We start from the raw sequence: 16,664 nt of genomic DNA, 5'->3' as shown, positions 1-16,664 counted from the left end.
AAGAATGAACTATGAAATTTCTAAGGAACCGATTCAAATTCAAGCGGTGATTGATAAGGTGGTCCAGCGTGAAGCCGGGGCGATTACCACTTTTATTGGAACAGTTCGAGAATTGACCAAAGGGAAAAAAACCTTGTTCCTTATATATGAAGCCTATGAGGCGATGGCTGTAAAAAAATTGGAACAGATTGGCCGGGAAATAGAACAGCGCTGGGAAGGCTCAAAGGCAGCCATCACGCACCGCGTTGGCAAGCTTGATATTACCGATGTCGCGGTCGTTATTGCCATTTCAACGCCGCACCGCGCTGATGCCTATGAGGCGAATCGCTATGCCATTGAACGAATTAAAGAGATTGTTCCAATTTGGAAAAAAGAACATTGGTCAGATGGAGTGGAATGGATGGGAAATCAACTTGAAACCGTTGCATACCCATCAGGAAAACCGGAGGAGGAAGATTTGCATGAATAAGGTGCTGTTTTTTGCCCATTTACGTGATGCGGTGGGGGAAGAATCAATAACATTAAACGCGGCTGGAAAAACGGTCTCCGATTTGAAGATTGATCTTACTGCGATTTACAACTTGCCGAAAATGGAAACAGTGATGACAGCAATAAATGAGGAATTTGCGGCCAATGACGAGGTCATCAATGACGGTGACGTGATTGCCTTTATACCACCTGTGAGTGGCGGTTGATTTGGGGAAGGGGTTTACAAATGAATGATCGTTATTCGCGGCAGATCCTCTTTCCGGGAATCGGACAAGTTGGTCAGGAGAAGATTCGCCGTAAGCATGTGCTGATGATTGGCGCCGGGGCGCTTGGCTCGGGGAATGCTGAAATCTTGGTGCGGGCCGGTGTCGGCAAACTGACCATCATTGACCGCGATTATGTCGAGGCAAGCAATCTGCAGCGGCAGCAGCTCTATACGGAAGAAGATGTGGCGGAAAAGCTGCCCAAGGCGGCAGCGGCAGAAAAACGCTTAAAAGCAATTAACTCCGATGTTGAGATTGTCTCTGTAATTGGAGAAGCAACCGCCGAATGGCTCGAAGAATCAGCCCGTGCGGTCGACCTCATCATCGATGCAACGGATAATTTTGAAATCCGCATGATCATCAATGATGTTTCGCAAAAATACAAGGTTCCATGGATTTACGGCGCCTGCGTCGGCAGCTTCGGGATGAGTTTTTCGATCCTTCCCGGAAAAACGCCGTGCTTGAATTGCTTGCTACGAACGATTCCGCTTCAGGGAATGACTTGCGATACAGGCGGGATTATCTCGCCGGCGGTGCAGATGGTGATTGCCCATCAAACCGCAGAGGCCTTAAAAATTCTTGTCGAGGATTGGGAGGCAGTCAGGGAGTCGTTTGTCAGCTTTGATTTGTGGCGAAATCAATACACCAGCATGAAAATGTCGAAAGCGAAATTCACCGGCTGCTTGTCCTGCGGTGAGAGTCCGACCTATCCTTATCTGGATCAGGAAAATACGACGAAAACAACCGTGCTTTGCGGCAGGGATACGGTGCAAATCCGTCCAGCAAGCCTTGGAGAGCTTTCGCTTGAAAAATTAGCATCTCAGCTCCGTGCATTGGGATATGCGGTAAATGGGAATCCTTATTTACTATCGGTTGAAATTGGGGAAGAGCGTATGGTGGTATTTAAGGACGGACGTGCACTTATTCACGGTACGAAGGATTTGATGCATGCAAAATCCATCTATCAGCGGATTTTAGGGTAGGAGAGGGAGACTGAACTTTACAGTCTCTTTTTTGCAGATGGCAAAATCTTACATGTTTCACGTGGAACATGGAGGAATTTGTCGTGAAATGCTAGAAAAATGGGAGGTGTTAGGACCTTTGAATATTTCTGTTCAAAAGCTATTAACGAAAATAGAAGAGGAGTTGCAATCTGCAAAACGGAGTACCAAGGGAGAAAGCTTGCGGGAACGAGTTTACTCTATTAAAATATTATGCGAACTCATCTTGGATGAAAAAGGCGAAATGCCGGCGCAGGCAACTGTAGTTAATCCGCCTGTTGAGAAGCAGCCGATGGTGGTGCAGCCTGCTTTTCAACAGCCTGTGTTTCAACAGCTGCCCGCCATTAATCAGCCAAAGAAACTGGATTTGGGTGATGATGCGAACGGTGATTCACTGTTTGATTTTTAGGTATTTGGCGTCAATTATAACAAGCTTGAAAAAAAAATGAGGGATATGGGAATGAAGGCTTTCATCATTGTGGGGGCGATTAATGCCTTTTTAGCCGTGGCGCTGGGGGCTTTTGGAGCTCACGGATTAAAGGATAAGCTCGACGCGCATTATTTAGATATTTGGAAAACGGGCGTTACGTATCAAATGTTTCATGCGATTGGAATTTTGGTTGTCGGCCTTCTGCTTGCGAAGGTGGCGGATAGTTCGTTATTTACTTGGTCAGGATGGCTGATGCTGATTGGCATCATCTTCTTCAGCGGCAGCTTGTATGTGTTAAGTGTAACGAAGATTGGTATTTTAGGTGCAATCACGCCGATCGGCGGCGTTTGTTTTTTAGCTGCTTGGATTCTGGTCGTGGTCGGGGCGGTAAAACATTTATAAGAAAAGGCATTGGGGGCGGACTCCAATGCCTTTTTTTGTGCGGAAGACTAGTATAAGCGCTGATCTTGCACGAAAACTTAGCTGGCGACCTTTTTCAAAAAAAAGAAAACACCAATTGAGGATCAATTGGTGTTGTTTAGATTTATCTCGGCGGGTAGGTGCCTAGGCTTGGCGCACTTCCGAATGGATATTCATATTCAATTTCCTCACTGAAGGTAATGTAGTCAACGGCTACCATTGGAATGAGGTAGCGAGTGCCTGATTGCGGGTCACTGAGGATAACATGATCCCGCCCTGCGGCCTCGATAATGCCTTTGAAGGCTTTGGCATTCCATTGGCTGTTGCCTTCGAAGGTAGCAAATACCGTGACGAGTTTGCCCTTGTTTAGTCGTAAAATGTTTTCGATGTAGGATTGTTCAATTGGCAGCTGGCCGGGCAGTTTTGGTCCGGCTGCACCGGGAGTGGTTGTTAAGGGTGCACTGGGACTGACCGGCGGAAATGATGGAACGCCTGTTTGCGGGTAGTAGGCCTGCTGCGGCTGTGCTCCCTGTTGTCCGGCTGCTCCTGTGTAGGGCTGAAACCCTTGTGGATAGTATTGACTCATTGTTTCCCCTCCTAAATATAAATGACTCTAGGCCCAACATTCTATTCATACTCCACTCACCCCCATTTGGTTCCAATGGGGCAGGTGCAATTTTTATTGTCACCTCTCTTTACGAGATGGATAGAGTTTTTCTAGACTCGCTGTTTAATAAGTATGTGAGGGGGAGAAAAAATATGACTTGCTTTCATTTAAAAAAAGTCCTCAGTGCCTGAGGACTTTTTTTGCTTATACGTGCAGGAAGCTGGAGACGCGTTCTTCTTCAAGGATATTACCGACGAAGAAGGCTCCGAACTCACCATAGCGGGCGCTGACTTCATCAAAGCGCATTTCGTATATAAGCTTTTTAAATTGCAGAACATCATCAGCAAACAGGGTTACGCCCCATTCGTAATCGTCAAAGCCCACGGATCCGGTAATGATTTGCTTTACTTTGCCTGCATATGTACGGCCGATCATTCCATGGCTGCGCATTAAATTTTTGCGCTCCTCCATCGGAAGCATGTACCAGTTGTCATTGCCTTGGCGGCGCTTATCCATTGGATAGAAGCAAACATGCTTCGCTTTAGGCAATTTTGGATAAAGGCGGGCTAAGATTTGCGGGTTTTGGTATGGATCTTCCCCCTGCGGCAAATAGTTGCTGAGCTCAACAACGGATACATAGGAATGAGCCGGAACTGTGAATTCGGCTAATTTTGTTTTGTTGAATTCGTTTTCAAATTCATTTAGCTCTTCCATTGTTGGACGCAGGATCATCATCATAAAATCAGCCTTTTGACCAACGATTGTATATAAGGCGTGGCTGCCTTCATTGCGTTCCTGGGTGGTGTTCCACTTTTCAACTAGACTTAAAAACTCGTGGATAGCTGCTTGGCGTTCATCGCTGGAGAGCATTTTCCATGTTGTCCAATCGACTGTACGGAAATCATGCAGGCAATACCAGCCATCAAGCGTTTGTGCTGCTTCACTCATTCATATCACTCCTTCATCAATTTCAACAATCTATACTATATCATAGTTTGACCAAAGGGCTTGAATAAAACACTTCATAAGCGACATAAATGGATATTTTTATAAAAAAAGGTAAATGCTAAAAATTAGATTGTTTTGAAAACAAAAACATTTGCTGTGAAAGCGTTCTCTATGAGGGTAGTCCTTGAATTTTCATTTTGGTTTTGTATGCTAATAGAAGGTAGATGATTAAGGGAGGATTTTTCGTGAGTGATTTATTTGAAGGGTTAAAGCAAAAAGTTGCCGGCCGGGATTTAAAGATTGTGTTTCCGGAAGGGTTGGATGAGCGGATTATTCGCGCTTGCGGTCGCCTTGCGTCGGAAAAATTAGTGACACCGATTTTAATCGGGAATATTGACCAGGTTCAAGCGAAGGCGGAAGAGCTTGGAGTTTCATTGGATGCGGCGGAAATTTATGATCCTGCGTCTTATGCAGGAATGGACGAGCTTGTTTCGGCGTTTGTGGACCGTCGTAAAGGCAAAGCAACGGAAGAAGATGCCCGCAAGATTTTATTGGACGAAAATTACTTTGGCACGATGCTTGTGTATTTAAATAAAGCGAACGGTCTTGTTAGCGGTGCGGCACACTCTACGGCTGATACGGTGCGCCCTGCGCTGCAGATTATTAAAACAAAAGAAGGCATTAAAAAGACGTCCGGCGTGTTCATTATGGTCCGCGGCGACGAGAAATATGTATTCGCGGACTGTGCTATCAATATTGCGCCGGACAGCCAGGATTTAGCAGAAATTGCGATTGAAAGTGCAAAAACAGCGGCAATGTTTGATATCGATCCGCGTGTGGCAATGTTGAGCTTTTCGACGAAGGGTTCGGCGAAGTCTGAAGAGACAGAACGGGTTGTGGCCGCTGTCGAGGAAGCAAAACGCCGTGAGCCATCGCTTGTTTTGGATGGTGAGTTCCAGTTTGATGCGGCATTTGTGCCATCTGTGGCTAAAAGCAAAGCGCCAGGATCTGTGCTGCAGGGAGATGCGAATGTGTTTATTTTCCCAAGCCTTGAAGCAGGAAATATCGGTTATAAAATTGCGCAGCGCTTAGGCGGCTTTGAAGCGGTTGGACCGATTTTACAAGGGTTGAATCAACCGGTGAATGATTTGTCCCGCGGCTGTAATGAAGAAGATGTTTATAAGCTGGCGCTGATCACGGCGGGGCAGGGATTGTAATTGGTTTGTGCGGAGCTGGTCCTTTAGGGGGCTGGCTTTTTTAATGCTGCGGGGGTGAAATTTGTAGATATATTGGGAATTGTCGATATCCTTGAAAAAAGTGTTGATATCCTTTTAAAATATGTTGATATCTATTAAATTTGTGTTGATATTCCGTAGAAAAGTGTCGATATCTTCTTAAAATCTGTCGATATCCGTTAAAAAAGTGTTGATAACCTTCTCAAATGGCTAATCGACCAATCATTTTGGTATAATAAACAAGGATTTTTAAATAAAAAGGAGTGTCGCTAATGGAAAAATCACTCCATTTACTGCGCCAGTCTGAGTGGCGAGTCATTGATCAGTCAGCAGTCGGCATCCATTTTCATCCATTGCAGTCGTTTGGTACAGATGATACCCTGTGTGCTTCCGTTGGGACGGGCCATGCACCGGCAACCGCCCGGACATGGGTTCATCATCATACCATCGTGCTTGGAATTCAGGATACGAGGCTGCCATTTTTAGAAAAGGGCAGGGAATTCCTTGAACAGCAAGGCTATCAATCGATCGTCAGAAATTCAGGCGGTTTAGCGGTTGTCCTCGATGAAGGAGTTTTAAATATCTCATTGATTCTGCCGGAAACGGAAAAAGGGATTGATATCAATCGCGGCTATGATACGATGTGGCACCTTATTCAACAAATGTTTGCTGATTTCGCGGATCGGCCGATTGAAGCAAGGGAAATCGTGGGTTCCTATTGTCCCGGCAGCTATGATTTAAGCATTGATGGAAAAAAGTTTGCCGGTATCTCGCAGCGCCGTTTAAAAAAGGGGGTTGCGGTGCAAATTTACCTTTGTGTCAATGGCAGCGGCAGCAAGCGGGCTGAACTCATTAAACAATTTTACGAGATTGCCCGTGGCGGTGAGGAGACGCGTTTTTCCTATCCTGAGATTGTTCCAGAGGTCATGGCTTCTCTCTCGGAATTGCTGAATCAGAATTTCACGATTGCGGATGTGATGATGCGGCTGTTAAAGGAGTTAAAGCGGAACAGCGACTTCTTGTATGCCGGGCAGTTAAATGACTATGAACTGGAGCTCTTCCCGGGCTACTACCAGCGGGTCATCGATCGGAATGAAAAAATGTAAAAAGCCGTAAATCTTAAGTCGATTTACGGCTTCTTTATAACGAGGATGCTAAAGCCTCTCCCTTTGCTATTTCTCTATTCCGCTACTTTTTCGAGGTTGCCGTTTCGGTCCATTTTGAATTTTGTAGCTGGGCGTTCTTCTTCTTCAAAAAGAACTAGTTTTCTGGCACGGTTCATAATTTTCATTAAGGTCTCATAATCTTCTTGTATCGTTTCGGTATTTTGCTCTAAACCTTCAATTTTCTTCGACATTTCCTCGTTTTGGCGTTTCAGTTCAGCGATTTCACGCTTTAATCTTTCATTCTCACTTTTTAGTGCTTCATTTTGAAGATTGGAATGATTAAAGTTTTGCAAGTAATCAATGACATGATCAATGGTCAACCCTGACGCCGCTACCGGTGCAGTCCGGTAAGTTGTTTGCACCGCAGGCAACGCATAAGATTCTACCGCCATTTCCATTGTCAATTCCGGCAGTTCAAACGACTCTTCCGCCTCCACCGGAACCTCCATGGTAACAAGCTCTTCTACTACTGGTGGATTGTAAAGCAGTTTTTTCTTGCCTCCCTGGTCTTTTCCTAAAACCCGCTGGCGCTGCTTTCGTTGTTTTTTCGATAATTGCAAGGCTTTTTCATAACGGTGGCGCACGACGGCATTCCATCTAAAGCCACAGGCCGCAGAAGTCCGATTTAGTTTATCGCCAACCTCTTCAAATGCGTTCAACTGGGTACTGCCTTCCCGAACATGGCGAAGGACCGTTTCGGCCAAAAGTAGATCATTTTCATCTGTCCATGCATCTTGACGAACTTTCATTTTTTCAACTCCCTTAAAAATTTAATACAATTTACCTCGCCTGAGACGAGTTTTTAAAAGTTCTAGTCATAGGATGGACAAGATTTCCAAGCTTTATACCAAATTGTTGCAAGGATAGTAGATTTTTTTAGAGTTTACTAAGGAAAAGCTCCTTGCATTCAAAAACAAGAAACTGTAAAATACCAATGGAGTTAAACGTCATTTTTTTTCCACAGAAAGCTGGTTTTTTGCAGCTAATCGTTGGCTAAACTAATATAAAGCTTTTGTTTAAAATAGAAAGGGTTGTAATAAATGTCGAATGAATTTCGTGTTTGTGATGATTGCCAGGCCGTAAATTTAAAGACATTAATCCCTCGTTTGAAAGAGATTGACCCGGATGCCGAGATTAAAATCGGCTGCCAATCGTACTGCGGACCGGGCCGGAAAAAGACCTTTGCGTTCGTGAATAACCGCCCGCTTGCGGCCTTATCGGAAGAGGAATTAATGGAGAAAATTAATAAAAAGTTGAAATAATCACCTTTGATCACGTCCCTGGGTGATTTTTCTTTTTCGATGGGAATGTCGAAAAATACTGGAGTATTTTGCTGAATTTTGGATGGATTTACCATAAATTGGAGTTATAATAGAAAGAAGACAAGAGGAAGAGGGAATCAAATGGCTTATTCGACGGAAAAACTGAGTGAAGAAAAAGTATTTAAAGATCCGGTTCATCGCTATATTCATGTCCGCGACCGCGTGATATGGGATTTAATCGGAACGAAGGAATTTCAGCGCCTGCGTCGAATTAAACAGCTAGGAACGACCTTTTTAACCTTTCACGGTGCAGAGCATAGCCGCTTTAACCATTCTCTTGGAGTTTATGAGATAGTCCGCCGCATCATCGATGATGTCTTTGCCGGACGTCCGGAATGGAACGACGGGGACCGCTTGTTAACGCTTTGCGCCGCACTCCTCCATGATTTAGGGCATGGCCCATTTTCCCATTCCTTTGAAAAAGTGTTCGACTTCGACCATGAAGATTTTACCCGAGCGATTATTTTAGGAGATACAGAGGTAAATAAAGTGCTATCAAAGGCAGGAAGCGATTTTCCTGAAAAGGTAGCCGAAGTGATAGCGAAAACCTCTGAAAAAAAACTGGTTGTGAGTTTAATATCCAGCCAGATTGATGCTGACCGGATGGATTACCTGCAGCGTGATGCCTATTTTACCGGGGTGAGCTATGGCCAATTTGATATGGAACGGATTTTGCGCGTGATGCGGCCAAGGGAAGAACAGGTCGTCATCAAAAAGAGCGGAATGCATGCGGTGGAAGACTATATAATGAGCCGCTATCAAATGTATTGGCAGGTTTACTTTCATCCTGTCTCCCGGAGTGCCGAGGTTCTTTTATCCAAGATCCTCCACCGGGCAAAGGATTTATTTGAGCAAAACTATATGTTTAAAAATAAGCCTGTTCATTTTTATTCGTTTTTTAATAATCAAGCCATTTTAGAAGACTATTTAAAATTGGATGAGGCTGTGATTTTATATTATTTTCAAATCTGGCAGGAGGAAGAGGATGCGATTTTAAAAGACCTTTGCCGCCGCTTTGTCAACCGGAATCTGTTTAAATATGCCGAATTTGATCCGGCCAAGGAATACAAAAAGCTGGCGAAGCTTAACGAGCTATTTAAACAGGCGGATTTGGATCCAGAATATTATTTGGTGGTCGACTCGTCGTCCGATTTGCCCTATGATTTTTACCGCCCAGGCGAAGAAGAGGAGCGGCTTCCCATCCATCTATTAATGAAAAACGGGGAATTACGTGAGCTTTCTAGAGAGTCGGAGATTGTCGATGCCATCTCCGGTAAAAGAAGAACGGACCACAAGCTCTACTATCCAGCCGATTTTCTTTTTGATGGCTCTTCAAAAAAAGAGATTAAACAACAAATACGTGCCCTTTTAGAAATAGAGATCGATTGATTCGGAGTAGGAGATGTGAAGATGTTAAAAGATCACGCCAAGCTGATGAAGGCCGTTTTGGTTTCCGGTGAAATCATCGGAAGAAAAAAGCTGCAAAAAATGATTTATATTGCGAAAAAAGTGTCTTTCCCATTCCATGAGAAGTTTCAATTTCATTTTTATGGCCCCTATTCGGAGGAACTGACTTTGAGAGTAGAGGAATTGTGCAATATGGGATTTCTGAATGAGGTGAAAGAGAAAAAGGGCGGGTACTTCCAGTATCGGTATACCTTAACGGAAAACGGCCGCGAGTTTCTCAGCTTAAATGAAGTAGAGATGCCTTATTTGCAAGATTGCCTTGAGGACATGAACAGCCAAAATGCTAGATTTTTGGAGCTCGTCTCAACGGTTTTATATTTTGATAATCTTCCAAAGGAAGAGGTTGCAAATAAAGTTTTCACCTTAAAAAGCAAGCAGCGCTATACAGAAGCGGAAATTGAGGAAGCGTATCAATATATTGAGGTACTTGAAGAGAAAGCTAAGCTCTCGTGATGAGATGCTTAGCTTTTTTTACAGAGCTTATTTATCGCTTGCGCGGACGCCAGCAACAGCGTAATGATTTTTAGACATTTCCTCGATGATCACGGAAATATTCTCCTTTGGTGCCCCGGATGTTTCGCTTACTGCCTCGGTAACTTTTTCAACCAGCGCACGTTTCTGTTCGTCAGAACGGCCTTCAAGCATTTTAACTGTAACAATTGGCATATGTATATTCCTCCTTTTGATAGTAGTTTTTCACAAAAAAGCAAAAAGTTCAAGGTCGGGTTGTTTTTTTCATTTTTACGGTGGTTTCATGTATACTAAAAGGAAAATGAATACAGTGAATGGAACTATATAGACAGAGGTAAAAGGAGAGGAGATACCCAATTTGAGTTTAGCTTACTCACTTAAGGACATTCCTTATGTAGCGATTACGTTGGTGATTGCCTTTACGTTTCATGAGTTTGCCCATGCCTATGTGGCTTATAAGTTTGGGGATATGACGGCAAAAAATCAAGGTCGGCTGACGCTAAATCCCCTTCAGCATCTTGACCCGATTGGAACAATCTTGATTTTTATTGCCGGGTTTGGCTGGGCACGCCCTGTGCCGGTTAACCGCTTTTTCTTTAAAAATCCAAGGCTTGCCGGGATTCTTGTGTCGGTTGCCGGACCGATCAGTAATTTTGTTTTAGCTTCGCTGGGCTTTATCATTTGGTATGCGTTGTTACGCAGCGGGATGAATTTTCCGAGTCAACTTTATGAGTTTTTCGACTTATTTGTCAGGCTTAATGTGGTCTTGTTTGTTTTTAATCTTTTACCGTTTCCGCCTTTAGATGGTTACCGCATTTTAGAGGATTTGGCCCCAAATGGAGTACGGGCAAAAATGACTCAATATGAATCGTACGGTGCATTTATGTTTTTAATCCTAGTGATAACTCCGCTGGACCGTTATACGATTTCTCCGCTCATGTATGGAGTGATTCCATCCGTGCTAAGCGGACTAAATGATTTTTATTATGGATTATTTTTTTAGGAAAAGCGGAAGCGCCCGTTTAGCGCACGACAGGACTGGAGCGAGTCGACTGAGATAAAGGAAACACGAAGCTCAAGTCGATTCGATGTTGACTTATCGTAGGGAGGCGAGTGAAGTACACTAGTCGCTGGGCGCTGGAGCTGGACAATTCTCGAAGTAGAATGATATAAATTCTGATAAGATGTGGAGGACGTTTGATACATGGAAGAAAAAAAGAAAAAGGTTGGTTTTAATATTATTAAAAATGACCCGACAGACGGGCACCGCGGCTACGGCAAGGGGGCGCTAAGCCTTGATAATGTTTCCCCGGTGATCATTGATGTTGACGCCGGCGAGGCGGAGATTGATGTCGGTGCGATGCATGCCCGCAGCGTGGTTGAGAAGGGCATCAAATTCTTGCAGAATAAGGCTGAAGTGCCAAACGGAAAGCCGTACTGGCTTGTATGGGTAACCATTGATCGAAATGAAAAAGGTCCTTATTATGCCGGAGTGACGGCATGTGAAATGACGGTAGACCGGGAAATTCGCCGCGGCTACAAATTGCTTCCGGAGCATGTGAACCGGATGGATAAATCGCTGAAACGCCATATTATTGTGGACCATATGGATGAAAAGTCGAAAAAAGTGCTAGCTGAATTTTTGCAAAATCACAATGAAGTTTTGTGGAATAATTCAACGGAAGAGCTAAAAAAGGGACTGCTTTTTGAGTAAATTTTGGTAAATCTCTTGTAGTTTTTCTGGAAAAAAAGTAAACTTATAGACAGTGTGAACACACGTAAAACCAGGACACGAAAAGCTCCGGAGGCATCCGGAGCTTTTCACATTGGGTTCGATTGTAAAAAGTTGAGCCTGGTTTTTATGGACAAAAATCCAGTAAGCCAACTGAGAAGTGTCTATAAAACAGGGGTTTATAGACAAAAATCCAGTAAGCCGGCTGAGAAGTGTCTATAAAACAGGGGTTTATGGACAAAAGTCCAGTGAGCCGGCTCAGAAGTGTCTATAAAACAGGGGTTTATAGACAAAAGTCCAGTGAACCGGCTGAGAAGTGTCTATAAAACAGGGGTTTATAGACAAAAATCCAGTGAGCCGGCTGAGAAGTGTCTATAAAACAGGGGTTTATAGACAAAAGTCCAGTGAGCCGACTGAGAAGTGTCTATAAAACAGTGGTTTATGGACAAAAATCCAGTAAGCCGGCTGAGAAGTGTCTATAAAACAGGGGTTTATAGACAAAAGTCCAGTGAGCCGGCTGAGAAGTGTCTATAAAAGAAAGCTTTATGGACAGAAATCCGGCGTCCTCCTGAAAAGTGTCTATAAAAAACGAATTTTATGGACATAAAATTCAGCGGCCGCCGTATAACTGTCTATAAAACAAAAACTAGTTCGCCCATTTAAAGATTCGTTTGTACCATGGGTCCTTGTGCTCCATGTTCTTTTTCGAAGGGTTCGATCCAGAACGCTCTAAATGCTCAGTACAATATTCCGTCGGCTCGGTGCCTTTCACAAAGTATGTGAACCTCCGCACCGGGCAGTCCTTAGTTGCAAGCTTTCCGTTTTCCGGATTGACATAGACGCCAATGACGCCCTCTTTCGGCGGCTTAAAGGCCTTAACCGGCTTATTCTTTAGGGCTTCCTCCATAAACTGCGCCCAAATATTTTTCGAGTATGATTTTTCCGCCACATAATCAATCGGTTTACTTTCATCATAGCCTGACCAGACCGCTGTCACGAGCTGCGGCGAGAACCCAATCATCCAGCTGTCTGTTTCAGTGGAGCCGGATTTACCAGCATAGGGACGGGTCAGATCCTTGATTACCGTGCTTCCGGTCACACTCGAATAGCCGTTAAGCTTCGGATCGAAAATCCCCGTAAGCATTTGCGTCATGACATACGCTTTAGCAGGATCTAACACCTGCTTGTTGTCCTGCTCTTTTTCATAAATTACATTCCCATTATAATCTTCAACTCTCGTAATTAAAGTGGGTTCAACCTTTTTCCCGCCATTGGCAAACAGGCTGTAGGCACCTGCCATATCAATGATACGAACCCCTGATGTACCTAGGGCAAGCGATGGCACCTTCGCCATTTTAGTTGAAATGCCAAACTTTTTGGCTGTTTTGATTAATGTGTCTTCTCCTAAAAATAAATGCGTTTTAATGGCAAAAATATTATCGGATAACGCAAGTGCCTGGGCGAGCGTGATTTCCCCGTCGGCATACTTATTGTTAAAATTATGCGGCGTATAATTAGAGCCGTCATCAAAATGAAAGGTCGTAGACTCGCTTCGCATCGTCGATGATGGCGTAAATCCATGGCTGAGCGCTGCGTAATAAAGAATCGGTTTAATCGTTGAACCAGGCTGCCGCTTCGCTTGGATGGCGCGGTTATACTGGCTTTTTTCATAGTCGCGTCCGCCGATCATCGCCTTTATGCCGCCTGTTTTTGGATCCATCGCCACGAGGGCTGTTTGGATTTCTGAGCCGCTGGCAATTACACTTTTTACCTGCTGTTCGGCTGCCTCCTGCTGCTTCAGGTTGAGGGTCGTGTAAACCTTTAAGCCTCCAAGGGCAATCGTCCGGTCATCTAAATGTAATTGATTTTTCAACGCATTTTTAACTGCATCCTGAAAATAAGGAGCAACCTTTACTTGCTGGTGCGGGTGTGCGGCTACAAAGGCCAGCGATTTCCCGGCAGCTGCTTTTGCCTGGCTTTCCTTGATATAGCCGTTTTTCACCATTGTCATTAGGATAATCGATTGGCGGTGCTTCGCATTTTTCATCGAAACGAGCGGAGAATAGTACCCGGGTCCTTTTGGAATTCCTGCAAGCATCGCGGCTTCCGCAAGGGTTAGCTCCGAAGCTTTTTTTCCAAAATAAAATTGACTGGCTGCTTCAACTCCGTAAGCACCGTTGCCATAATAAATCGTGTTCAAATATCCTTCAAGTATTTGCTTTTTCGAATAATTCATTTCCAGGCGGATCGTATAAAAGGCTTCGAGCAGTTTCCGGGACCAGGTTTTATCGTGCTCGAGAAAAAGATTCCGGGCATATTGCTGGGTGATCGTACTAGCCCCTTGGACCTTTCCAAATGCCTGGATATCAGCAACAACTGCCCCGGCAATCCGCTTCATATCAAAGCCATGATGGTGGTAGAAATTTTTATCTTCAATCGATACAGTTGCATCCACTAAATCGGGGGAAATATCCTTTAAGGATACCCAGTAGCGTTTCTGGCCGCTGTTACTTTCGCCAATCAATGCCCCGTCATCAGAAAAAAACAGGGTCGATTGTGGAACGGCTATCGGTGGCGCTCCTAAAATTTTTGCATAGGCAAGAATGCCGAGAAAGAGAATGAGCATACAAACCATGCCGATCAAACTGATGATAATAATCGCACGCAAATACTTAATTGTTTTCCGAAACCCGTGATTCGTCATGATTTCCATATTATTCACCCCTTGTGCATTCATCGTTAGTCCCTGGAATTCATTCCGAGACCTTTTATCTAAAAATATTTATAGTAACAGTATGAAAAAAATGGATGTGTTTTAAACATTTCCCATTAAGAAAAGAAAATTTTTCTTGAAATTTTGCTAGATTCCTCTATACTTTTTCTTGTTTGTAATTTAAGTGTTTGGGTAGGATAAAAATAGAAGTACCTTCGTGATCAGTTGAGTGAATAAATATTAGCTTTAGTGATTACTTAGTTAAAAATAAAAAATAGATGAGAGGAAGATGAACATGACAATTTGGTTTACAGAAAAGCAAACCGAAAATTTCGGCATCACAATGAAAGTAAATAAGACTTTACATACAGAGCAAACAGAATTTCAAAAGCTGGATATGATTGAAACAGAAGAATGGGGCAACATGCTCCTTTTAGATGACATGGTTATGACTTCTGTTCGTGACGAATTTGTTTATCATGAAATGGTGGCGCATGTGCCATTGTTTACTCACCCTAATCCTGAGAATGTTTTGGTTGTCGGCGGCGGTGATGGCGGCGTTATTCGTGAAGTATTGAAGCACCCAAGTGTGAAAAAAGCGACGCTTGTTGATATCGATGGCAAAGTTATCGAGTATTCAAAGAAATTTCTTCCTGAAATTGCCGGCAAATTAGACGATCCTCGTGTGGATGTACGTGTGGATGACGGCTTCATGCACATTGCAAAAAGTGAAAATGAATATGACGTGATCATGGTTGACTCTACAGAGCCTGTTGGTCCTGCTGTAAACCTATTCACAAGAGGCTTCTATGCGGGTATTTCGAAGGCATTAAAAGAAGATGGTATTTTTGTGGCTCAGTCTGACAACCCATGGTTTAAGGCAGATTTGATTCGCAATGTGCAACGTGATGTAAAAGAAATCTTCCCGATTACCCGTTTGTATGTAGCCAATATTCCAACCTACCCAAGCGGCTTATGGGCCTTCACCATCGGTTCAAAAAAATACGACCCACTAGAAGTAAGCGACGACCGCTTCCACGAAATCGAAACAAAATACTACACAAAAGAACTTCACAAAGCAGCATTCGTACTGCCGAAGTTTGTTGGTGATTTAGTTAAATAATAAGTAGGGGGTCTGACCCCCGCTTGATTAACGCGTTAAAGTGATGGGGGTCAGACCCCCATAAAAGAGGAGTGTTAAGATGCGTTTCGATGAAGCTTATTCAGGGAATGTTTTTATTAAGAGTCATCCGAATTTTGAGGAGAGTAAGGCGGTTCTTTATGGAATGCCGATGGATTGGACGGTGAGTTACCGACCTGGTTCCCGTTTTGGTCCGACTCGTATTCGTGAGGTTTCGATTGGTCTGGAAGAGTATAGTCCCTATCTTGATCGGGAGCTTGAGGATGTTAAATATTTTGATGCCGGGGATATTCCGCTGCCGTTTGGCAATCCGCAGAAGAGCTTAGATCTAATTGAGGAGTATATCGACTCCTTGCTTGATGCCGACAAATTTCCGCTTGGCATGGGCGGGGAACATTTAGTTTCATGGCCGGTTATGAAAGCTGTACATAAAAAATATCCGGATTTAGCGATTATTCATTTTGATGCCCATACAGATTTACGTGAGAATTACGAAGGCGAGCCATTATCGCACTCCACGCCAATTCGAAAAATTGCGGAATTAATCGGGCCGAAAAATGTCTATTCCTTCGGGATTCGTTCCGGCATGAAGGAAGAGTTTGAATGGGCGAAGCAAAACGGCATGCATATTTCTAAATTTGAGGTGCTTGAGCCGCTTAAGGAAATTCTCCCGACGCTTGCAGGCCGTCCTGTTTATGTAACGATTGATATCGATGTATTAGATCCTGCCCATGCTCCGGGAACAGGCACCGTTGATTGCGGCGGAATTACCTCTAAAGAGCTGCTAGCATCTATTCATGAAATTGCCCGCTCTAAAGTAAACGTCGTCGGCGGCGACCTCGTAGAAGTAGCGCCAATCTACGACAATTCCGAGCAAACTGCAAACACAGCCAGCAAACTCATTCGCGAAATGATCCTTGGCTGGGTGAAATAGGAAAAGCGGAAGCGCCCGTTTAGCGCACGACAGGACTGGAGCGAGTCGACTGAGATAAAGGAAACACGGAGCTCAAGTCGATTCGATGTTGACTTACCGTAGGGAGGCGAGTGAAGTACACTAGTCGCTGGGCGCTGGAGCTGGACAATTCTCAAAGTCGCAATCCTATATTGAGTTATGACTGCCTGTCCCTTTGAAAGGACAGGCCTTTTTAAAACGACAAAATTCGGGAGCTAACAAGGCGTCACTCGAATTTTGTCGTTTTAAATTGAGCTTTAATATGGGTATAATAGAAAAAGTGAATTTGATTAGAGGAGTGCGGTTT

19 protein-coding genes are annotated in these 16,664 nt (G+C 43.9%); 14 read left to right on the top strand and 5 right to left on the bottom strand.

The annotated features are described in order from the left end of the window. The first annotated feature begins 4 nt into the window (after positions 1-4). The 5 genes from J2Y67_RS09130 (at position 5) to J2Y67_RS09110 (ending at position 2,585) form a co-directional block, all read left to right on the top strand. Positions 5-469, top strand: coding sequence for a molybdenum cofactor biosynthesis protein MoaE (locus J2Y67_RS09130; protein ID WP_310173092.1), 465 nt, complete (start codon positions 5-7; stop codon positions 467-469). Next, a complete protein-coding gene (gene moaD, locus J2Y67_RS09125) occupies positions 462-695 on the top strand; it encodes a molybdopterin converting factor subunit 1 (RefSeq protein WP_310173089.1) in 234 nt (77 codons plus the stop codon). Before J2Y67_RS09130 ends, moaD begins: the two co-directional genes overlap by 8 nt. 20 nt (positions 696-715) lie before the next feature. Further along, a complete protein-coding gene (locus J2Y67_RS09120) occupies positions 716-1,735 on the top strand; it encodes a thiazole biosynthesis adenylyltransferase ThiF (protein ID WP_310173086.1) in 1,020 nt (339 codons plus the stop codon). Positions 1,736-1,823: 88 nt separating this feature from the next. Beyond that, a complete protein-coding gene (locus J2Y67_RS09115; RefSeq protein ID WP_310173085.1) occupies positions 1,824-2,162 on the top strand; it encodes a YwdI family protein in 339 nt (112 codons plus the stop codon). Positions 2,163-2,213: 51 nt separating this feature from the next. After that, positions 2,214-2,585, top strand: coding sequence for a DUF423 domain-containing protein (locus J2Y67_RS09110; protein ID WP_310173083.1), 372 nt, complete (start codon positions 2,214-2,216; stop codon positions 2,583-2,585). A gap of 142 nt (positions 2,586-2,727) precedes the next feature. Here J2Y67_RS09110 and gerQ read toward each other — a convergent pair whose 3' ends face one another. Together gerQ and hemQ are read right to left on the bottom strand one after the other, a co-directional pair. Next, on the bottom strand, positions 2,728-3,189 hold the full coding sequence (gene gerQ, locus J2Y67_RS09105) for a spore coat protein GerQ (protein WP_310173080.1): 462 nt from the start codon (positions 3,187-3,189) through the stop codon (positions 2,728-2,730). A gap of 225 nt (positions 3,190-3,414) precedes the next feature. Further along, a complete protein-coding gene (gene hemQ, locus J2Y67_RS09100; protein WP_310173077.1) occupies positions 3,415-4,158 on the bottom strand; it encodes a hydrogen peroxide-dependent heme synthase in 744 nt (247 codons plus the stop codon). Positions 4,159-4,403: 245 nt separating this feature from the next. Here hemQ and pta point away from each other — a divergent pair, with 245 nt between their 5' ends. Both pta and lipL read left to right on the top strand, forming a co-directional pair. Then, positions 4,404-5,375 (top strand): phosphate acetyltransferase, encoded by a 972-nt coding sequence (gene pta / locus J2Y67_RS09095; protein ID WP_310173074.1) that lies wholly within the window; start codon positions 4,404-4,406, stop codon positions 5,373-5,375. A 290-nt stretch (positions 5,376-5,665) separates the two neighbouring features. Further along, a complete protein-coding gene (gene lipL / locus J2Y67_RS09090; protein ID WP_310173071.1) occupies positions 5,666-6,499 on the top strand; it encodes an octanoyl-[GcvH]:protein N-octanoyltransferase in 834 nt (277 codons plus the stop codon). A 74-nt stretch (positions 6,500-6,573) separates the two neighbouring features. On the opposite strand, the gene J2Y67_RS09085 is transcribed toward lipL, so the two are convergent. Then, positions 6,574-7,308 carry an RsfA family transcriptional regulator gene (locus J2Y67_RS09085; RefSeq protein WP_310173069.1) on the bottom strand — a complete coding sequence of 245 codons (735 nt, stop codon included), beginning with the start codon at positions 7,306-7,308 and terminating at the stop codon, positions 6,574-6,576. Positions 7,309-7,599: 291 nt separating this feature from the next. Here J2Y67_RS09085 and J2Y67_RS09080 point away from each other — a divergent pair, with 291 nt between their 5' ends. From J2Y67_RS09080 to J2Y67_RS09070, 3 genes are all read left to right on the top strand, one after another. Next, entirely contained in the window at positions 7,600-7,821 is a 222-nt protein-coding gene (locus J2Y67_RS09080) for a YuzB family protein (protein ID WP_198310922.1), read from the top strand. A 141-nt stretch (positions 7,822-7,962) separates the two neighbouring features. After that, positions 7,963-9,270, top strand: a complete 1,308-nt coding sequence (locus tag J2Y67_RS09075; RefSeq protein WP_310173067.1) for an HD domain-containing protein — start codon at positions 7,963-7,965, stop codon at positions 9,268-9,270. Between the two features lie 21 nt (positions 9,271-9,291). Continuing rightward, a complete protein-coding gene (locus tag J2Y67_RS09070) occupies positions 9,292-9,801 on the top strand; it encodes a YwgA family protein (protein ID WP_310173065.1) in 510 nt (169 codons plus the stop codon). A 27-nt stretch (positions 9,802-9,828) separates the two neighbouring features. Here J2Y67_RS09070 and J2Y67_RS09065 read toward each other — a convergent pair whose 3' ends face one another. Further along, positions 9,829-10,020 (bottom strand): 2-hydroxymuconate tautomerase, encoded by a 192-nt coding sequence (locus tag J2Y67_RS09065; protein WP_396954062.1) that lies wholly within the window; start codon positions 10,018-10,020, stop codon positions 9,829-9,831. A gap of 157 nt (positions 10,021-10,177) precedes the next feature. Here J2Y67_RS09065 and J2Y67_RS09060 point away from each other — a divergent pair, with 157 nt between their 5' ends. Continuing rightward, the gene (locus J2Y67_RS09060; protein ID WP_310173061.1) at positions 10,178-10,822 is read left to right on the top strand and encodes a site-2 protease family protein; all 645 of its coding nucleotides are present in this window, start codon (positions 10,178-10,180) and stop codon (positions 10,820-10,822) included. A gap of 201 nt (positions 10,823-11,023) precedes the next feature. Continuing rightward, complete coding sequence (locus J2Y67_RS09055; protein ID WP_310173059.1) at positions 11,024-11,533, top strand: YwhD family protein; 510 nt, start codon at positions 11,024-11,026, stop codon at positions 11,531-11,533. Between the two features lie 664 nt (positions 11,534-12,197). On the opposite strand, the gene J2Y67_RS09050 is transcribed toward J2Y67_RS09055, so the two are convergent. After that, positions 12,198-14,264, bottom strand: a complete 2,067-nt coding sequence (locus J2Y67_RS09050) for a transglycosylase domain-containing protein (RefSeq protein ID WP_310173056.1) — start codon at positions 14,262-14,264, stop codon at positions 12,198-12,200. Between the two features lie 295 nt (positions 14,265-14,559). Here J2Y67_RS09050 and speE point away from each other — a divergent pair, with 295 nt between their 5' ends. Continuing rightward, a complete protein-coding gene (gene speE / locus J2Y67_RS09045) occupies positions 14,560-15,387 on the top strand; it encodes a spermidine synthase (RefSeq protein WP_310173054.1) in 828 nt (275 codons plus the stop codon). Between the two features lie 79 nt (positions 15,388-15,466). Further along, on the top strand, positions 15,467-16,339 hold the full coding sequence (gene speB / locus J2Y67_RS09040; RefSeq protein ID WP_310173052.1) for an agmatinase: 873 nt from the start codon (positions 15,467-15,469) through the stop codon (positions 16,337-16,339). The last annotated feature ends 325 nt before the right edge of the window (positions 16,340-16,664 follow it).

Origin of the sequence: Neobacillus niacini (assembly GCF_031456445.1) — a bacterium.
In the GTDB taxonomy this organism is placed as follows: domain Bacteria; phylum Bacillota; class Bacilli; order Bacillales; family Cytobacillaceae; genus Neobacillus; species Neobacillus niacini_I.
This window is presented reverse-complemented; position numbering and strand designations above follow the sequence as displayed.

What these genes read in the sequence shown, in the direction of transcription:
- J2Y67_RS09130 (WP_310173092.1), top strand. Translation starts at nt 5, where the DNA reads ATGAACTATGAAATTTCTAAGGAACCGATTCAAATTCAAGCGGTGATT.
- moaD (WP_310173089.1), top strand. Translation starts at nt 462, where the DNA reads ATGAATAAGGTGCTGTTTTTTGCCCATTTACGTGATGCGGTGGGGGAA.
- J2Y67_RS09120 (WP_310173086.1), top strand. Translation starts at nt 716, where the DNA reads ATGAATGATCGTTATTCGCGGCAGATCCTCTTTCCGGGAATCGGACAA.
- J2Y67_RS09115 (WP_310173085.1), top strand. Translation starts at nt 1,824, where the DNA reads ATGCTAGAAAAATGGGAGGTGTTAGGACCTTTGAATATTTCTGTTCAA.
- J2Y67_RS09110 (WP_310173083.1), top strand. Translation starts at nt 2,214, where the DNA reads ATGAAGGCTTTCATCATTGTGGGGGCGATTAATGCCTTTTTAGCCGTG.
- gerQ (WP_310173080.1), bottom strand. Translation starts at nt 3,189, where the DNA reads ATGAGTCAATACTATCCACAAGGGTTTCAGCCCTACACAGGAGCAGCC.
- hemQ (WP_310173077.1), bottom strand. Translation starts at nt 4,158, where the DNA reads ATGAGTGAAGCAGCACAAACGCTTGATGGCTGGTATTGCCTGCATGAT.
- lipL (WP_310173071.1), top strand. Translation starts at nt 5,666, where the DNA reads ATGGAAAAATCACTCCATTTACTGCGCCAGTCTGAGTGGCGAGTCATT.
- J2Y67_RS09085 (WP_310173069.1), bottom strand. Translation starts at nt 7,308, where the DNA reads ATGAAAGTTCGTCAAGATGCATGGACAGATGAAAATGATCTACTTTTG.
- J2Y67_RS09080 (WP_198310922.1), top strand. Translation starts at nt 7,600, where the DNA reads ATGTCGAATGAATTTCGTGTTTGTGATGATTGCCAGGCCGTAAATTTA.
- J2Y67_RS09075 (WP_310173067.1), top strand. Translation starts at nt 7,963, where the DNA reads ATGGCTTATTCGACGGAAAAACTGAGTGAAGAAAAAGTATTTAAAGAT.
- J2Y67_RS09070 (WP_310173065.1), top strand. Translation starts at nt 9,292, where the DNA reads ATGTTAAAAGATCACGCCAAGCTGATGAAGGCCGTTTTGGTTTCCGGT.
- J2Y67_RS09055 (WP_310173059.1), top strand. Translation starts at nt 11,024, where the DNA reads ATGGAAGAAAAAAAGAAAAAGGTTGGTTTTAATATTATTAAAAATGAC.
- J2Y67_RS09050 (WP_310173056.1), bottom strand. Translation starts at nt 14,264, where the DNA reads ATGGAAATCATGACGAATCACGGGTTTCGGAAAACAATTAAGTATTTG.
- speE (WP_310173054.1), top strand. Translation starts at nt 14,560, where the DNA reads ATGACAATTTGGTTTACAGAAAAGCAAACCGAAAATTTCGGCATCACA.
- speB (WP_310173052.1), top strand. Translation starts at nt 15,467, where the DNA reads ATGCGTTTCGATGAAGCTTATTCAGGGAATGTTTTTATTAAGAGTCAT.